Annotated in this window: 16 protein-coding genes, 1 tRNA gene and 1 pseudogene; 12 read left to right on the plus strand and 6 right to left on the minus strand. The window is 70.9% G+C overall.

The genetic code is table 11. The features are described 5' to 3' along the window. Nucleotides 1-451: 451 nt before the first annotated feature. The 3 genes from GT755_RS06205 to GT755_RS06215 form a co-directional block, all read right to left on the minus strand. Nucleotides 452-931, minus strand: a complete 480-nt coding sequence (locus tag GT755_RS06205) for a hypothetical protein (protein WP_161478775.1) — start codon at nucleotides 929-931, stop codon at nucleotides 452-454. 420 nt (nucleotides 932-1,351) lie between these two features. Further along, nucleotides 1,352-1,424: transfer RNA gene (locus tag GT755_RS06210), tRNA-Ala, on the minus strand. 278 nt (nucleotides 1,425-1,702) lie between these two features. Further along, on the minus strand, nucleotides 1,703-2,281 hold the full coding sequence (locus GT755_RS06215) for a rhodanese-like domain-containing protein (protein WP_161478776.1): 579 nt from the start codon (nucleotides 2,279-2,281) through the stop codon (nucleotides 1,703-1,705). A 72-nt stretch (nucleotides 2,282-2,353) separates the two neighbouring features. Here GT755_RS06215 and GT755_RS06220 point away from each other — a divergent pair. Both GT755_RS06220 and GT755_RS41525 read left to right on the plus strand, forming a co-directional pair. Next, nucleotides 2,354-3,289, plus strand: a pseudogene (locus GT755_RS06220) (helix-turn-helix domain-containing protein); the annotation flags it as partial. 52 nt (nucleotides 3,290-3,341) lie between these two features. Beyond that, entirely contained in the window at nucleotides 3,342-3,521 is a 180-nt protein-coding gene (locus GT755_RS41525; RefSeq protein WP_353051382.1) for a DUF6203 family protein, read from the plus strand. On the opposite strand, the gene GT755_RS06225 is transcribed toward GT755_RS41525, so the two are convergent. Further along, entirely contained in the window at nucleotides 3,475-3,819 is a 345-nt protein-coding gene (locus GT755_RS06225) for an STAS domain-containing protein (protein WP_161478778.1), read from the minus strand. The genes GT755_RS41525 and GT755_RS06225 overlap by 47 nt on opposite strands. A 133-nt stretch (nucleotides 3,820-3,952) precedes the next feature. Here GT755_RS06225 and GT755_RS06230 point away from each other — a divergent pair, with 133 nt between their 5' ends. The 6 genes from GT755_RS06230 to GT755_RS06255 are packed head-to-tail and all read left to right on the plus strand — an operon-like array spanning nucleotide 3,953 to nucleotide 9,673. Then, the gene (locus GT755_RS06230; RefSeq protein ID WP_161478779.1) at nucleotides 3,953-4,792 is read left to right on the plus strand and encodes an STAS domain-containing protein; all 840 of its coding nucleotides are present in this window, start codon (nucleotides 3,953-3,955) and stop codon (nucleotides 4,790-4,792) included. After that, entirely contained in the window at nucleotides 4,792-5,157 is a 366-nt protein-coding gene (locus GT755_RS06235; protein ID WP_161478780.1) for an STAS domain-containing protein, read from the plus strand. The genes GT755_RS06230 and GT755_RS06235 overlap by 1 nt, the downstream gene beginning before the upstream one ends. After that, entirely contained in the window at nucleotides 5,154-5,552 is a 399-nt protein-coding gene (locus GT755_RS06240) for an anti-sigma regulatory factor (RefSeq protein WP_161478781.1), read from the plus strand. The genes GT755_RS06235 and GT755_RS06240 overlap by 4 nt, the downstream gene beginning before the upstream one ends. After that, on the plus strand, nucleotides 5,540-6,502 hold the full coding sequence (locus tag GT755_RS06245; RefSeq protein WP_161478782.1) for an ATP-binding protein: 963 nt from the start codon (nucleotides 5,540-5,542) through the stop codon (nucleotides 6,500-6,502). The genes GT755_RS06240 and GT755_RS06245 overlap by 13 nt, the downstream gene beginning before the upstream one ends. Continuing rightward, nucleotides 6,499-8,139 (plus strand): ATP-binding protein, encoded by a 1,641-nt coding sequence (locus GT755_RS06250; RefSeq protein WP_161478783.1) that lies wholly within the window; start codon nucleotides 6,499-6,501, stop codon nucleotides 8,137-8,139. Before GT755_RS06245 ends, GT755_RS06250 begins: the two co-directional genes overlap by 4 nt. Then, on the plus strand, nucleotides 8,132-9,673 hold the full coding sequence (locus GT755_RS06255) for a fused response regulator/phosphatase (RefSeq protein ID WP_161478784.1): 1,542 nt from the start codon (nucleotides 8,132-8,134) through the stop codon (nucleotides 9,671-9,673). Before GT755_RS06250 ends, GT755_RS06255 begins: the two co-directional genes overlap by 8 nt. Here GT755_RS06255 and GT755_RS06260 read toward each other — a convergent pair. Next, nucleotides 9,628-10,623, minus strand: coding sequence for a GlxA family transcriptional regulator (locus tag GT755_RS06260; protein WP_161478785.1), 996 nt, complete (start codon nucleotides 10,621-10,623; stop codon nucleotides 9,628-9,630). The two genes, GT755_RS06255 and GT755_RS06260, sit on opposite strands and share 46 nt — an antisense overlap. Nucleotides 10,624-10,695: 72 nt before the next feature. Here GT755_RS06260 and GT755_RS06265 point away from each other — a divergent pair, with 72 nt between their 5' ends. Together GT755_RS06265 and GT755_RS06270 are read left to right on the plus strand one after the other, a co-directional pair. Continuing rightward, entirely contained in the window at nucleotides 10,696-11,970 is a 1,275-nt protein-coding gene (locus tag GT755_RS06265; RefSeq protein ID WP_235966165.1) for an MFS transporter, read from the plus strand. Further along, nucleotides 11,967-12,659 carry a peptidyl-tRNA hydrolase gene (locus tag GT755_RS06270; protein WP_328794204.1) on the plus strand — a complete coding sequence of 231 codons (693 nt, stop codon included), beginning with the start codon at nucleotides 11,967-11,969 and terminating at the stop codon, nucleotides 12,657-12,659. The genes GT755_RS06265 and GT755_RS06270 overlap by 4 nt, the downstream gene beginning before the upstream one ends. Here the strand turns inward: GT755_RS06270 and GT755_RS06275 are convergent. Continuing rightward, nucleotides 12,656-13,642 (minus strand): DUF3616 domain-containing protein, encoded by a 987-nt coding sequence (locus GT755_RS06275; RefSeq protein WP_328794205.1) that lies wholly within the window; start codon nucleotides 13,640-13,642, stop codon nucleotides 12,656-12,658. The two genes, GT755_RS06270 and GT755_RS06275, sit on opposite strands and share 4 nt — an antisense overlap. Nucleotides 13,643-13,863: 221 nt before the next feature. Here GT755_RS06275 and GT755_RS06280 point away from each other — a divergent pair, with 221 nt between their 5' ends. After that, complete coding sequence (locus tag GT755_RS06280; RefSeq protein ID WP_161478788.1) at nucleotides 13,864-14,649, plus strand: hypothetical protein; 786 nt, start codon at nucleotides 13,864-13,866, stop codon at nucleotides 14,647-14,649. 56 nt (nucleotides 14,650-14,705) lie between these two features. Continuing rightward, a complete protein-coding gene (locus GT755_RS06285) occupies nucleotides 14,706-15,200 on the plus strand; it encodes a DUF1269 domain-containing protein (protein ID WP_161478789.1) in 495 nt (164 codons plus the stop codon). The last annotated feature ends 20 nt before the right edge of the window (nucleotides 15,201-15,220 follow it).

A 15,220-nucleotide genomic window follows, 5' to 3' on the forward strand; every position in this document is an offset into this window, starting at 1 on the left:
ACCAGGATCACGTCGTGGCCATCGCCGAGGATATTCTGCCTTCGGTCGGGCTGCGTGACGGCGGTCTCCTGCATGCAGCTGTGTCTACGCCCGCAGACTAAGGTCTTCGGCCAGGCCGCGTACGCCGATGCGTGGACCGAGGCTGCGGCCCTAATGCAGAACCTCATCATCGTCCGCCGTATGGTCAACGACAGCAAACGACTGGGCTGGACCTGCGCCATCGTATTCTTGGAATTGAATGGCGAGACCTCTTCGGCCCCAAGCCGACGCCGCTGAGGCTCGGAGAGCAAACGGACTCCTGAGAAGCCGACGAGTCCTCTGACGTTCTGGGTGAGGCGCAACGTTGACGGCAAAGCTCTGGATAAGCAAGACGGCAGATACCGACCGACAAAAATGTTGATGACTCGGCCACGCGAAGCGAGTTGTCGAGCCACCTCTCTTCGGTCGATCGTTAGCGCGCCTGCGGATCACCCGGCCAGAACTGGAAGAGGTAGGCTTCCAGTTCTTCATCGGCGTCCTCGGGGAAATGGTCCGGCGGCACGAGTGTCGTCCGATGCCCTCTCACATTCCAGTTGCTTTTCGGTGGCCCCAACTCGACGGCGAGATTTTTCGTGTCGGTGAGCATTTCGTCGATGGCGATAGATCCAGAGCTCACATAGAAACTGGTGGTGATCACTTCTGCGTCGTGACGGGGCCCTGGGTCGGATGGCCACACTTCAAAACGAATGCGCGGCCGGTGCCCATCGAATTCACTAGTGATCATGAGCATGTTGTCGGCTGCCACCAGCCATTCGGGCTCAACGCCCCGGTCATTCCAAGAACTGTCGTATGACTTCGCGTCCGGGTCGCCGGGCCCACCATGATCCGTGATGGAGAATTCATAGTACTGTACGAAGGTCGAATCTTCCACGGATCGGATCATTTCCAGCATTGAGATCCTCAAGTTTCGTCGGAGTCCCGCATCGGCCAGACGTGTCGGACAAGGATGGTTGAGGGCTTCGAATCAGAGCCCTCTATCAGGGATACGGGCCATTCGGTCAGAACTGGAAGAGATAAGACCCTCATTTCTTCAGCGGCGCGTTGACCAAGGCCGATAACCGAGCGAAGCGAGTTCGATCCGAGCGAAGCGAGGCCTGTCCAGGGAGCGCGAGGGGCGGAGCCCTTCGCAAGGAGCGCAGCGACCCGGAGCGACAGCGACGCCGGGACGCGAAGCGGCCGGGGGGAGCGCGAGGGGGCGAAGCCCTCTCGTATCGGGGGGTTCGGGGGGTCGTCCCCCCGTGTGGCAGAAATGGTGAATGGCCCGTGGCAGGTGCCCCGAAGGGGCAACAACCACGGGCCATTCATTCACCAGTGGAGCTAAGGGGATTCGAACCCCTGACCCCCTCCATGCCATGGAGGTGCGCTACCAGCTGCGCTATAGCCCCGAAGGTGTGAGACGAGTCTATCGGACCGAGAAGGGTGCCTGGGACGTGAAAGTGCCCCGACCGGCCCTCTCAGTCGTCATCAAGTCGAGGCCATCTCCCTCCCAAGCTCCGCCCTCCATCCTCTAACTGTGCCCGGCGCCGGGCAGCCAAGAGACAGCGGGAGTCGCCGACATGAAGACGTCCCCGCCGTCCCACCGCCCGTAAACCGAACCTCAGCACGTGACACCGTCAAGCCCCACGTCGCACCCCGGCCGCCGCGGGCACCTGCCTCCGCTCAACTACACGACCTTGGGAACCCCGCCATGTCCACCCTCAAAGCCCGTCTCGTCACCGCTCTCCTCCGCCCCCGCCACGTCGCGAAGGCCCCCGACCGCCCCTACGTCCCCCACTGGACGCTCGGCGACCTGAGGTGAACGCCCAGGCAAGGCACACGCGCCCACCAGCGGGTCGACCCCCCGCCTCTCCATCTTCCCGTCCCCCCGCTCCACGGGAAGCCCCTCCCGTGCCCAGTACTCGAACCCCCCAATCATCTCCTTGACCCGGTACCCGAGCCGGGCGAAAGCCGCCCCGCCCTGCTGAGCCCCGTTGCAACCAGGCCCCCAGCAGTAAACGACGACGACCTGATCGAACGGCAGCGTCGTGGCGGGAATCTCGCTGACGGGGATGTGCAGAGCCCCAGGCACATGCCCTTGGTCCCAACTCTCCAGGCTCCGCACGTCCACCACGACAACCCCGGTCACCCCGTGAGCCAGGTCACGGGCCACGTCGGCCACGTCGGTCTCGACGGCCAGCCGGGCCGCGAAGTGGGCGAACGCTACGGCGGGGGAGGCGGCTGGGGTACGCAGAATCGCTGACATGCCGCAAAGCCTGCCCCACCCACCCCACACCGCAGCAGTGGCGGAAACGCCCCCTTCCGCTAATATCCCGCCATGCCCCATCGTGTCGCCGTCCTCGCCTTCGACGGCATGGCCCCCTTCGAACTGGGCTGCGTCGTCGAGATCTTCAGCGTCGCCCGCCCCGACGGCGTCGAGTGGTACGACCTCACCGTCTGTGCCGAGACGGCAGGCCCGCTGAACGTGGTCGGCGGCTTCACGATCACGCCCTCCCACGGCCTCGACGCCTTCGGCCAGGCGGACACCGTCGTCATCCCGGGGGTCCGCGACGTCCGCCACGACGTCTCCCCGGCGCTCGTCGAGGCCGTCCGCTCCGCCCATCGTGCGGGGGCCAGGGTGGTCTCGATCTGCTCGGGCGCGTTCGTGCTGGCCGCCGCGGGGCTGCTCGACGGGCGCGCGGCGACCACCCATTGGCGGTACGCCCCCCTGCTCACGTCCCGCTTCCCCGCCGTGACCGTCACCCCCGACGTGCTCTACGTCGACCACGGGGACGTGCTCACCAGCGCGGGCAGCGCGGCGGGGCTCGATCTGCTGCTGCACGTGGTCAGGACCGACCACGGTCCCACGGTCGCCAACGCCGTGGCCCGGCGACTGGTCATCGCGCCGCACCGGGAGGGCGGGCAGGCGCAGTTCATCGAGACGCCGGTCACCCCGACCGAGGAGGACGCGGTCGGCCGGGCCATGGAATGGGCCCTGACCAGGCTGTCGGGGCCGATATCCGTGCGGGAGATGGCGCGGCAGGCGGCCATGTCGGAACGGTCGTTCCTGCGCCACTTCGCCCGTAAGTCGGGCACCAGCCCGCTCAGGTGGGTCATCGCCCAGCGGGTGGCCGCCAGCCTGCCGCTCCTGGAGGGCACCACGACGCCGGTCGAGGAGATCGCGGCCGCCTGCGGCTTCGACAGCCCGGTCACCTTCCGGCACCACTTCACCCGCGCCATGAAGACCTCGCCCTCGGGGTACAGGAGGGCGTTCCATCTCACGTCATCGGGCCTACCTGCGGGAATCCGGGGCAGGGGCGGTACACATGAAGAGAATTCTGCAGGTGTTCGTGACCCGCTGGTTGTCGAAGACCCCGCTGGGCATCGCCGTTCTGGGGGTCGGCTGGTTCCTCGGCCGGCGTCGCCGCAAGGCGCGGGAGGCCGAGGAGAGCGCCCGGGTCAGACCGGGCCGGCGGCGACAGCCTCAGCGGGCGAGTCGTAGATAGGGATGTGGTCGGCCAGGCCGACCAGTTCCATCACCTTCCGGGGTGAGGGCCGGGGGCCGGTCAGCGCGAGGCTGCCGCCCTGGGTCTGGGTGTGGTGGAAGGCGTCGAGGAGCACGCGGATGCCGGCGCTGTCCATGAAGGTCATCTCGGCCAGGTCGAGCACCAGGTGGGCCGAGATCTCCCGGGCCCGCGTGACGGCCTCGTGCAGTTGTCCTGTGGTGGTGGCGTCGACGTCCCCGGCCACGGTGATCACGGCGTAGGCCCCCGACGGAGCCACGTGAACCCGGAGGTTGTCCATGATCTCCCTCTGTTCGTAACCGCATAAGACCTACCACAGGGAGGCCTCTATTCAGAAACATGTCGCAGTACCGGCGACTTCTCTAGGGTGGGGGTCGCGAATAATGCGAATCCGGTACGACTTGGAGGGGCACATGACCTCGGAACCCTTCGGTGACCTCATCGACAGGTGCCGGGCGGCGGAGGACGATCTCGTCCGCCGCTGGCGGGCCGACGTGGCGGCGTCGTTGCGCGGACGGATCTCGGAGCTGGAGCTCGACAAGGAGTTGCGGGAGCTCCTCGACGCCGTGTTGTCGGCGGTGGCCACGGCCGACGGGGCCGACACCCGCTCCGCCGCCTACGGCGAGGTCCGGGCGCTCCTTGTCGACCTGTCCCGGGCGCGGGCCCTGCAGGGGTTCAGCCCGCGTGAGACGGCGATCAGCGTGTTCGCGCTCAAGAGGGCGGTGCGTGAGTCGGTCGAGGTGGGACCGGAGTTCACGGCCTTCTCCGACGTGATCGACGAGCTGGGGTTGTTCACCTTCGAGAGCTACGCGAAGACCCGCGAGGAGGTGATCGCCAACCAGGCCGAGCAGCTGCTCGAACTGGCCACCCCGGTGGTCAAGCTCTGGCACGGCGTCGTCGCGCTGCCGCTGGTCGGCACCCTCGACTCGGCGCGGGCCCAGGTCGTGATGGAGAAGCTGCTGCAGACGCTGGTCGACACCGGCAGCGAGTACGCGATCATCGACATCACCGGCGTCCCGGCGGTCGACACGCAGGTCGCGCAGCACCTGCTGAAGACGATCGTGGCGGCCCGCCTGATGGGCGCCGAGTGCATCATCTCCGGCATCCGCCCGCAGATCGCGCAGACGATCGTGGCGCTCGGCATCGAGTTCGGCGACATCGCCACCAAGGCCACCCTGGCCGACGCGCTGCTGCTGGCGCTGGGCCGCATCGGGGTCGACGTCACCGCCGAGATGTCCAAGCGCGGCCTGTGATGGAGCGCCTCCCGATCCTGAAGATCGGCCAGATGCTGCTGGTCTCCATCCAGGTCGACCTGCGTGACGACATGGTCGTCGCGCTCCAGGAGGACCTGGCCGAACGGATCGTCGAGACCGGGGCGCGCGGCGTGGTGATCGACATCACCGCCCTCGACATCGTCGACTCCTTCACCGGCCGCATGCTGGCCACGATCGCGGCCCTGTCGCGGGTGCTCGACGCCGAGACGGTCGTCGTGGGCATGCGCCCGGCGGTGGCGATCACGCTGGTGGAGCTGGGGCTCTCCCTCGACGGGATCAAGACCGCGCTCGACGTGGAGCGTGGCATCCGGCTGCTGAGCCCGGCCGGTGGCGCGGCGAGATGACCGCCCAGGAACTTCCCATCTCCGGCGACGCCGACGTCGTCCGGGTCCGTCAGGCGGTGAGGGCGGCGGCCGTCGAGGCCAAGTTGTCGCTCGTCGACCAGACCAAGCTCGTGACGGCGGCCAGCGAGCTGGCCCGTAACACCCTCACCTACGGCGGGGGTGGCGGCGCGGTGGTCGAACAGGTGACCAAGGGGCTGCGCAAGGGCGTGAAGGCCGTGTTCCACGACAAGGGCCCCGGGATCGCCGACGTCGCGCAGGCGCTGACCGACGGCTTCACCAGCGGTTCGGGCATGGGGCTCGGGCTCGGCGGGGCGCGCCGGCTCGTCGACGAGTTCGCCATCGAGACGGCGCCTGGTGACGGGACCACCGTGACGGTGGTCAAGTGGGCCCGCTGACCGACGTGTGGATCGACGTCACGGAGGAGAGCGCGGTCGGCGCGGTCCGCCGCGCGGCCGTCGACCGGGCGGCCGCGGCGGGGCTGCCGGAGCAGAGGGTCGCCGAGGTCGCGATCGTGGCGGCCGAGCTGGCCGCCAACGTGCACCGGCACGCGGGCAGCGGGACCATCCTGGTCCGCCGGGGCGCCGGACACGTCGAGATCGTGGCCGTCGACAGCGGGCCCGGGTTCGAAGCGCCGCCGGTCGAGGGTCTGTCGAGCCGGGGCGGGCTGGGCATCGGCCTGGGGGCCATCAGGCGCCTGTCCGACTGGTCCGACGTCTACTCGCGGCCGGGATCCGGCACCGTCTTCGCCGTCAGGATCGGGGAGGCCGGCCCGCTCGACGTCGCGGGTCTGACCCGGCCGATGCCGGGCGAGACGACGGGCGGCGACGCCTACTCCTGGCGCACCGACGACGAGACGGTCACCCTCCTGGTCTGCGACGGGCTCGGGCACGGGCCGCTGGCCGCCTCCGCGGCGGGCGCGGCGGTCCGGGCCTTCGAGGACGCCCCCGCCGGGCCGCCCGCTCAGCTCGTGAAGCACGTCCACGGTGAGATCTCCCACACCCGGGGCGTGGCCGTGGCCGTCGCCCAGGCGCGGGGCGGCACGCTCACCTTCGCCGGGCTGGGGAACATCGCGGCGACGCTCGTCCACCAGGGCGAGCACCGCGGGCTGATCTCCCTGCCGGGCATCGCCGGGCACCGCGCGGCGGCCATCAGGCAGTACGACTACCCCCTTTCTCCCGGGGCACTGATCGTCATGCACACCGACGGGCTGCGGCAGCGCTGGTCCTTCGGCGACTATCCGGGCCTGGTCACCCGCCGGCCCCTGGTGATCGCCGGCACCCTCCTGCGCGACCTCGGGGTCCGCCGCGACGACGCCGGTGTGCTGGTCGCCAGGATGCCGTCATGACATCCGGCGAGCTGTTGTCGATCGAGGTCAGAGGCGAGGGCGACGTGTTCACACTGCGGCAGCGCGCCCGCGTGGTGGCCGACGCGGCCGGGCTCGACCAGCAGGACCAGGTGCGCCTGGCCACCGCGCTGAGCGAGGTCGGCCGCGAGGTGCTCAGCCAGGCCGGGGGCGCGAGAATCGCCTTCTCCATCGACGGTCCGCTGCGGGTCCGGGTGCGTGGCTACGGCCCGATCAGCCCGTCGGCCCCCGGCTTCGCGGCGGCGTCCCGGTTGGTCGACGAAGTCTCGCGCGAGGGGGAGGACGTCATCCTGAGCAAGGGGTTGCCCCGCGTCCGCTACACCGGCGAATGGCTGCACGACCTGCGCGCCCGGCTGGCCGGGCTGGCCAAGACGAGTCCGCTCGACGAACTGCGCGCCCAGAACCAGGACCTGATGGCCGCGCTGGAGGACGTCCAGTCGCAGCGCGACGAGCTGGAGGAGACCAACCGGGGCGTGATGGCCCTCTACACCCAGCTGTCGGAGGAGCTCGAACGCACCAACCAGGGTGTGGTGGCCCTCTACGCCGAGCTGGAGGACAAGTCGGCCCGGTTGCGTGAGGCCAACGAGGCCAAGACCCGCTTCCTGGCCAACGTCAGCCACGAGCTGCGCGCCCCGGCCAGCTCCATCCTGGGCCTGGCCCGCATGCTGCTCGAACTCGGCGAACCCCTCGACGACGAGAAGCGCCGCCAGGCCGAGCTGATCCGCGAGTCGGGCCGTGACCTGCTCAACCTCGTCAACGAGCTGCTCGACCTGGCCAAGGCCGAGTCGGGCCGCCTTGAACCCGAGGTGGTCGACGTGTCGCTGCGCGGCCTGCTGCGCCGCCTCGCCGAGACGCTGCGGCCGATGGCGCGCGAAGGGGTCACGCTGGTCGTCGACGACCCCGACGGCGTGGAGATCCTGCAGACCGACGAGCTGATGCTCACTCACGTGCTGCGCAACCTGCTCACCAACGGCCTGAAGTTCACCGAGCGCGGCGAGGTCAGGGTCGGCGCCCATGCCGACGGCGACCACGTGCTGCTGCGGGTCTCCGACACCGGGATCGGCATCCCCGGCGAGGAGATCGAGCGCGTCTTCGAGGAGTTCCACCAGGTCAGAGGCGCCATCCAGGCCTCGGTGACGGGCACCGGCCTCGGCCTGCCCTACGCCCGGAGCCTGGTCGCCATCCTCGGGGGCGAGATGTCGGTCCGCAGCGTGGTGGGCGAGGGCACGGTCTTCGAGGTACGCCTCCCGCGCCTCGACCGCATCCGGCTGGGCCGGGTGGTCGTCGCCGACGACGACGCCGCCTTCCGCACCATGCTGCGCGGCCTCCTCCACGGGGTCGCCGAGGAGATCGAGGACGCCGCCGACGGCTACGCCACCCTGGCGGCCGTCCGGCGGGCCCGTCCCGACCTGCTCCTGCTCGACCTGCGCATGCCCGGCCTGACCGGCGAGGAGGTCATCGGGGAGCTGCGCGCCGACCCGGCGCTGGCCGCCACCCCCGTCATCGTGGTCACCTCGGCCGACACGGCCGGGATCGACGGCGTGGCCCTGGACAAGTCCCGCCTGACCCGGGGGGAGTTGCTCCGGGCGGTCGGCGAGATCGGAAGACGCGATGCCTGAACGAATCCTCGTGGTCGACGACATCAGCGCCAACCGCTACGTCATCGCGACCTGGCTCCAGCACTCGGGATACGCGGTCGTCGAGGCCTCCTCCGGCGGCGAGGCGCTCCGGCTCGTCAAGGAGTCGCTGCCCGACCTGGTGCTGCTCGACGTCCGCATGCCTGACATGTCGGGGTTCGAGGTGTGTGAGCGGATCAAGGCCGATCCGTACAGCGCGGCCGTGCCGGTGATCCACCTGACCGCCTCGGCGGTCGGGGTCACCGACCGGACCCAGGGCCTGGCGCGCGGCGCCGACGCCTATCTCGTCGAACCGGTCGAACCGGAGGTGCTGCTGGCGACGGTCAACGCCACCCTCCGGTACGCCCGCGCCCGCCGCCAGGCCGAACGCCTGGCCGGGCGGCTCGCCGGGCTCTCCGACGCCACCCTGGCCATCAACATGGCCGGCACCCTCGACGACCTGCTCCGCGCGGCGGCCGACGGCGCGTCCCGGATGTTCGGCGGGCCCGCGACCGTGTTCGCGCCGACCGAGGAGGGGAGCCGTTACGTCACCTGCGACCACGACGGGATGGTCGCGGGCGATTCCCCGCTGCTCGACCCCGGCGGGGTGCCGCGCGGCCCGACGATGCGCACCACCCCCGGGTCCGACTGGGCCGGGGTGCTGGCGCCGTCGGTCGCGGCGGAGGAGGTCAAGGTCGCGCTGGCCCGGGTGCAGGGCCGGCCGCCGGTCGGGGTGCTGGTGGAGGCGGCGCTCGCCTTCGGCGACGACGACGCCCACGTGCTCAGCCAGCTCTCGATGGGGGTGGCGCTGGCGGTGGAGGCGCTGCGGCTGATCGACGAGGAGCGGCGCATCGCGCTCACCCTGCAGCGGGCCCTGCTGCCCCGGTCGCTGCCCGAGGTCGAGGGGGTCGAGCTGGCCGCCCGCTACGTCCCGGCGAGCGCGAAGGCCGAGATCGGCGGCGACTTCTACGAGGTCATCGAGATCGGCGGCAAGCTCATGGTCGCGATCGGCGACGTGATGGGGCACTCGCTGCACGCCGCGACCGTGATGGCCGAGATCCGGCACGCCGTGCGCGCCTACGCCAGTGAGGGCCACCCGCTCGACGAGATCCTGCGGCAGGTCAACCTGCTGATGCTCCGGTTCCTGCCGCGTGAGCTGGCCACGGTGGCGCTGCTGCTGCTCACCCCGTCGACCGGCGAGATCGTGATGTGCAACGCGGGGCACCTGCCGCCGCTGCTGGTCTCAGACCGGCGTGCCGACTATCTGAGCATGCCGGGACCGCTGCTCGGCGCCCGGCTGCACCGGCCCGGCGAGGCGCGGTTCACGCTCGAACCGGGCCAGGCGCTGGTGCTGGTCACCGACGGGCTGGTGGAGCGCCGCGACCTGACCCTCCAAGACGGCATGGCCCGGCTCCAGGAGTTGTCGGGCACCGTCGAAGACGACCTGGAGGCCTACTGCGACCGGGTGATCGACGCGATGATGCGCCCCGATCACGAAGACGACGTCGCGCTGGTGGTGCTGCGCAGGGCGGCCTGAGGCCGGAACGTCTGGCGGTAGGCGATGGGGGAGACCCCGACCGCGGCGTGCAGGTGCTGGCGCAGCGACACCGCCGTGCCGAACCCGGCCTGCCGGGCGACCTCGTCGACCGGCAGGCCGGTGGTCTCCAGCAACTGGCGGGCGTGCTCGACGCGCTGCCGGTTGAGCCATCGGGCGGGGGACAGGCCGGTCTCCTCGCGGAAGCGGCGGGTGAAGGTGCGCACGCTCATCCGGGCGTGCGCGGCCAGCGCGTTGAGGTCGAGCGGTTCGGCCAGGCGGGACAACATCCAGGCGCGGGTCGACTCGGTCGAGGCCCCCTGGGCGGGCGGCAGCGGGCGTTCGATGAACTGGGCCTGGCCGCCCTCGCGGAACGGCGCGGTCACGCAGCGGCGGGCCACCCGGTTGGCGACCTCGGTGCCGAAGTCGGACCGGATGATGTGCAGGGCCAGATCGGTGCCGGCCGCCACGCCGGCCGAGGTGAGGATGTCGCCGTCGTCGACGAACAGCACCTCGGGGTTGAGCAGCACGCGGGGGTAGAGCCGCCGGAACCGGTTCGCGTTGCGCCAGTGGGTGGTCGCCGGACGACCGTCGAGCAGCCCGGCCGCCGCCAGCACGAAAGCGCCGGTGCAGATCGACACGATGCGCTTGCGCCCGGCCACCGCCCTCAGCGCCTCGGCCACGCCGGGGTCGAGGGAGCCCTCGAACGGGAGCCCGCCGTGGACGCCCGGGATGATCACGGTGTCGGCGTCGTCGAGGAGCGACAGGTCGTGGTCGGGCACGATGGCGTATCCGGCGGCGCAGCGGACCGGCCCGCCGTCGGGGGTGCAGGTCCGGACGTCGTACAGTTTCCGCCGATCGAAGTCTTCGGCGATGCCGAAGAACTGGCCGGGGACGCCGACGTCCATGGTGGCGAAGTCGTCGAGCACCAGCATGGCGACACGGTGAGGCATGGCCGGATTCTTTCATATGTTGGCTTTCAGGCCACTGGTGGGGTTCACGGCCCGCTCGGCAGGATGTCCGGCATGACCATCACTCGGGGGGTGACCCGGCCCGCACGCGTGCACCGGGCCTGGATCGTGGGCGGCATCGCCCTGATCGCGATCGTCGGCGCGGCCGGGTTCCGGGCCACGCCCGGCGTCCTGATCACGCCGCTGCAGGAGGAGTTCGGCTGGTCCCGGGGCACCATCGGGTTCGCGGTGTCGATCAACCTGATGTTCTTCGGCCTGACCGCCCCCTTCGCCGCCGCGCTCATGGACCGCTTCGGCATGCGCCGCGTCGTCACCTGCGCCCTCGCGCTGGTCGCCCTCGGCAGCGGCGTGACCGTCTTCATGACCGCGAGCTGGCAGCTCGTGCTCTGCTGGGGCGTGCTCGTCGGGCTGGGCACCGGCTCGATGGCGCTGGTCTTCGCCGCGACGCTGACTCAGCGGTGGTTCGTGCGCAGCCGGGGCCTGGTGACCGGCATCCTGACCGCCGGAGGCGCGACCGGGCAGCTCATCTTCCTGCCGGTGCTCGCGCTGCTGGTGGAGTCGAGCGGCTGGCGGACCGCCGCACTGGTCGTGGCGGGCTCGGCGCTGGCGGTGGTCCCGCTGGTCTTCTTCCTGCTGCGCGACCATCCCGCCGACGTCGGGCTGCTCCCGTACGGCGCCACCGAGCCCCCGCCGCCCCCCGTCCCCGCCACGGTCGGACCGGCCACGCGCGCGCTGCGCAGCCTGCGCGACGCCGCCCGCACGCGATCGTTCTGGTACCTGGCCGGCGGCTTCGCCATCTGCGGCGCCTCGACCAACGGGCTGGTCGGCACCCACTTCATCCCGGCCGCCCACGACCACGGCATGGCCGAGCCGGTCGCCGCGTCGCTGCTGGCCGTCATCGGGATCTTCGACATCGCCGGGACGATCCTGTCGGGCTGGCTGAGCGACCGCATCGACGCGCGGGTGCTGCTGGGCGTCTACTACGCCCTGCGGGGCGCGTCGCTGCTGGTCCTGCCGCAGTTGTTCGGCGACTCGGCGCACCCCAGCATGATCGTGTTCATCGTCTTCTACGGCCTCGACTGGGTGGCCACGGTCCCCCCGACGGTGGCGCTCTGCCGCAAGATCTACGGTGACGACGGCCCGATCGTGTTCGGCTGGGTCTTCGCCTCCCACCAGATCGGCGCGGCCTTCGCGGCGACCCTGGCCGGGGTGACCCGCGACCACCTCGGCACCTACGACCTCGCCTGGTACGTGTCGGGCGCGCTCTGCGCACTGGCCGCCCTCATGTCGGTACGGATCGCGCGCGGGGCTGGCAGTATTGGCCGGTGAGCCAATACGTGCTGCCGCTGGTGGTCCGGATCGAACGGGCGACCCCGCCACGGCGTACCGACGCGCTTGAAGCCGCCGCGCTGGCCGTGCTGCGCATGATCGACGACCACCGGTCGGGCGGCGAGGGCGAGTGGGCCCAGGCCGTCCGGGGCTGGGAGAGCCACGGCATCCGCAAGGTGGTCCGCCGGGCCCGCGGCGCCGAATGGACGAGGGTGCTCCAGCTCCCCGGCGAGACGGTGTCCGCCGGAACCGCGCTGGTCCGCGTCCACCCGCCGGTCCCGCTCGACGGCTGGCCGAAAGACCTGTCGCGGCTGCAGGTGTCCGGCACCGACCTCGACGACCCCGAGCCGCCGGGCCCCGCGGGCGCGCCCTGCGTGTTGTGGATCAACCCCCACCTGGAGATGACCGCCGGCAAGGCGATGGCCCAGGCCGGCCACGCGGCCCAGCTCGCGTGGTGGGCGACCGGCCCGTCCGACCGGGCGGCCTGGCGCGAGACCGGGCTCGCGGTGTCGGTCCGGACCGCCAGCCCCTACGACTGGGCCAAGCTCGCCGAGGCCGACCTGCCCGCGGTGCGCGACGCGGGCTTCACCGAGATCGCGCCGGGCTCGGTGACGGTCGTCGCCACCGCGCCGTGGCTGCGCGAAGGGGGTTTCCGCCCGGCGAGCCGGGGCCCGCTGCGCAACCCCTAGATCGTCAGGACGTCGGCCCAGACCCCCTCCGGCGTGAGCCGCAGCGGTGACGGGCTGTCGTGCACGATCATCAGCTGTCCGTTGCTCAGCAGCGCCAGCCCTTCCGGGCGGTCGTCTCTCACGCCCGTCGTCAGGTCGGCGACGTGGATGGGCGGGTCGGCGAAGCCGTTGCCGGGCGTCCAGCGCACGATCTTCACCGGGCCGTCGTGGGTCATGGTGGGGCCGGCCAGGATCAGGACCTCGTCGCCGGCCGGGCACAGGTCGCGGATGCCCAGGCCGTCGAGGTCGACGAAGTGGGTGCGGTAACGGGCGTCGCCGACCGGGGCGAAGCGCAGCCGGTTCTCGTCGTGGGGGTCGGGCTCGGGGCGGATCTCCAGGATGACGGCCCAGCCGCGCAGCACCGGCCCGCGCAGGCCGACGAACACCCGCTCGCCGATGACCGCGATGCCCTCGATGTCGACGCCGTTGTCCTTGCCCGGCAGCCGCAGGAACGGCGCCAGGTGGGGGTCGTGTTCGAGCATGTCGGCCAGGTTGCGTCCCGGGCCGCTCAGGATGGCGGCGTGCCGGGAGCCGTCTCTGCGCACCGGCTGGGGCAGGCCGTCGCGGTCGACGAGGGGGAGGCGTACCAGGATGAAGCGGTTCTCCTCGCGCAGGACGGTGGCCAGCCGCTTGCGGGCCTTGTCGCCGTTCTGGCCGGGTTTCACTCGCTTGCGCTTGAGGCTGTGGGAGCCGACGGCCCAGAGCCAGCCGTCGGCGCGGGCCAGGCCCTCGATGTCGGCCTCCTCGTCGGGGCCCGCGGGCAGGTCGACGAATTCGGCCAGCCGGAAGGTGCGGTGGTCCTGGAAGGCGCCGTCGCGCCACGTGAGGCGTTCGACCCCCGCCCACTCGTCTCCGGCGACCCAGAGACACCGACCGTCCTGGCGCACGGCGGAAAGATCGTGATGGATCGCCGATCCCGGGGCGAACCGGAGCTCTACCTGCACCACGTCATTATGGGCCGCAAACCTCGTTCCCGAAGTGTGATGGCTATCGCACCCGAATTGCCGTGATTTGCCGTACGCTCGCCGACGTGCCACCTGGGGACTATGGGACGAAGGCCACTCCTTCGTACGTTGCGGCGGAAGCGGAGACCAGCCCGTTACCGAAGATCACGATCCCGGACCCTCCACCGCCGCCCTCCACCAAAGGTCTGGGCGATCTGCCCATGCGGCTCGTCTACCGGACCGCCGCCGTCGTCACGGTCGTGGCCGCCGTGGGCGTGGTGACCGCCGCGGTGGTCGTCACCCGTGACGATCCCGGCCAGGCCGCGGCCGCGCCCGCCCCCAAGGCCGACCCGGTCACGGTCGCCGCGACGACCGCCCCTGCGCCCTCGCCCTCCCCGGTGCTCCCGAGCCCGTCGCCGTCCCCCTCGGTCAGCCCGCTCTCGACCGCGATGACCGACGCGCTCGACGACCCCCGCGTGCCCGGACTGCCCGACGGCCAGGAGAGGCTGCGGACCTTCCCGGGCAAGGCCGCCAAGATCCGCGGCTCGATCAAGGACCAGCGTTCGGGCGTGGCCTTCCCCCGCTTCGCCGGCGACTGGGATCTGGCCTCCGCCTCGCCGTTCGCCTCCCGCCAGCTGCTGCCCAAGGTCAAGGGGTCGGCCTACCGGGGCATGCTGGTCTCCTGCCCGGTGCCGATCGAGGTGCAGGACGACCTGAAGGACACCGCCTTCCTGGCGGCCCGGTGGACGCTCAACCACCACCCGGCCGGGGCCACCATCAAGTGGACCTCCGCCGACCTGACCGAGATCGACGACCAGCCGGCCTGGGTGCTCGGCTACGACGTCAACTACACGATCAAGGGCGACAAGCGGAAGTCGGCCGCCGCGATCGCGCTCGTGGAGGTGCCCGACTCCAAGCCCGCGCTGGTCTTCATCAGCGTCCCGGACAGCCAGAAGAAGAGCTACCGCGACATCAACACGGTGATGAGCAAGATCAAGGTGCTTTAGACGGGGTCCTATCTGGGGAAATATCCCCATATCTGGACTTCGGGGGGAGCTCCATCATGGCTACGTTGATCGCCATCGCGTATGACGACCTCGGTACCGCCGTCAACGTCAGGGACAAGCTGTTCCAGCTGCAGCAGGAACACCTCATCACGCTCACCGACGCCGCCATCGTCGAGCACACGGCCGAGGGCAAGATCAAGATGAAGCCCGCCGTCAACATGGCCGCGACCGGCGCGGCCGGAGGCGCGCTGTGGGGCGGCCTGATCGGCCTCATCTTCTTCATGCCGCTGGTCGGCGCGGCCGTCGGCGCAGCCACCGGCGCCCTCGTCGGCGCCAAGACCGACATCGGCGTCGACGACAAGTTCATGAAGGACGTCGCCGAGGGCCTCAAGCCGGGCGGCGCCGCCCTGTTCCTGCTCGTCGAGGACAGCACGCGGGACAAGGTGCTGCCGCAGGTCGCGCCCATGGGCGGCCGCATCATCCACACCTCCCTGTCCCAGGAGGCCGAGAACCAGCTGAAGGAGGCCATCGAGGCGGCCCGCCACCACTGACGCCTGCCATAGAGCCGAGG

The sequence above is a fragment of the Herbidospora solisilvae genome, assembly GCF_009901565.1.
Classification (GTDB): Bacteria; Actinomycetota; Actinomycetes; order Streptosporangiales; family Streptosporangiaceae; genus Herbidospora; species Herbidospora solisilvae.

Bases quoted from the DNA above. Each gene is read 5' to 3' on its own strand.
- GT755_RS06280 (WP_161478788.1), top strand. From the start codon at position 13,864: ATGCGGCTCGTCTACCGGACCGCCGCCGTCGTCACGGTCGTGGCCGCC.
- GT755_RS06260 (WP_161478785.1), bottom strand. From the start codon at position 10,623: ATGCCTCACCGTGTCGCCATGCTGGTGCTCGACGACTTCGCCACCATG.
- GT755_RS06225 (WP_161478778.1), bottom strand. From the start codon at position 3,819: ATGGACAACCTCCGGGTTCACGTGGCTCCGTCGGGGGCCTACGCCGTG.
- GT755_RS06250 (WP_161478783.1), top strand. From the start codon at position 6,499: ATGACATCCGGCGAGCTGTTGTCGATCGAGGTCAGAGGCGAGGGCGAC.
- GT755_RS06215 (WP_161478776.1), bottom strand. From the start codon at position 2,281: ATGTCAGCGATTCTGCGTACCCCAGCCGCCTCCCCCGCCGTAGCGTTC.
- GT755_RS06235 (WP_161478780.1), top strand. From the start codon at position 4,792: ATGGAGCGCCTCCCGATCCTGAAGATCGGCCAGATGCTGCTGGTCTCC.
- GT755_RS06205 (WP_161478775.1), bottom strand. From the start codon at position 931: ATGCTGGAAATGATCCGATCCGTGGAAGATTCGACCTTCGTACAGTAC.
- GT755_RS06255 (WP_161478784.1), top strand. From the start codon at position 8,132: ATGCCTGAACGAATCCTCGTGGTCGACGACATCAGCGCCAACCGCTAC.
- GT755_RS06230 (WP_161478779.1), top strand. From the start codon at position 3,953: ATGACCTCGGAACCCTTCGGTGACCTCATCGACAGGTGCCGGGCGGCG.
- GT755_RS06285 (WP_161478789.1), top strand. From the start codon at position 14,706: ATGGCTACGTTGATCGCCATCGCGTATGACGACCTCGGTACCGCCGTC.
- GT755_RS06240 (WP_161478781.1), top strand. From the start codon at position 5,154: ATGACCGCCCAGGAACTTCCCATCTCCGGCGACGCCGACGTCGTCCGG.
- GT755_RS06265 (WP_235966165.1), top strand. From the start codon at position 10,696: ATGACCATCACTCGGGGGGTGACCCGGCCCGCACGCGTGCACCGGGCC.
- GT755_RS41525 (WP_353051382.1), top strand. From the start codon at position 3,342: ATGAAGAGAATTCTGCAGGTGTTCGTGACCCGCTGGTTGTCGAAGACC.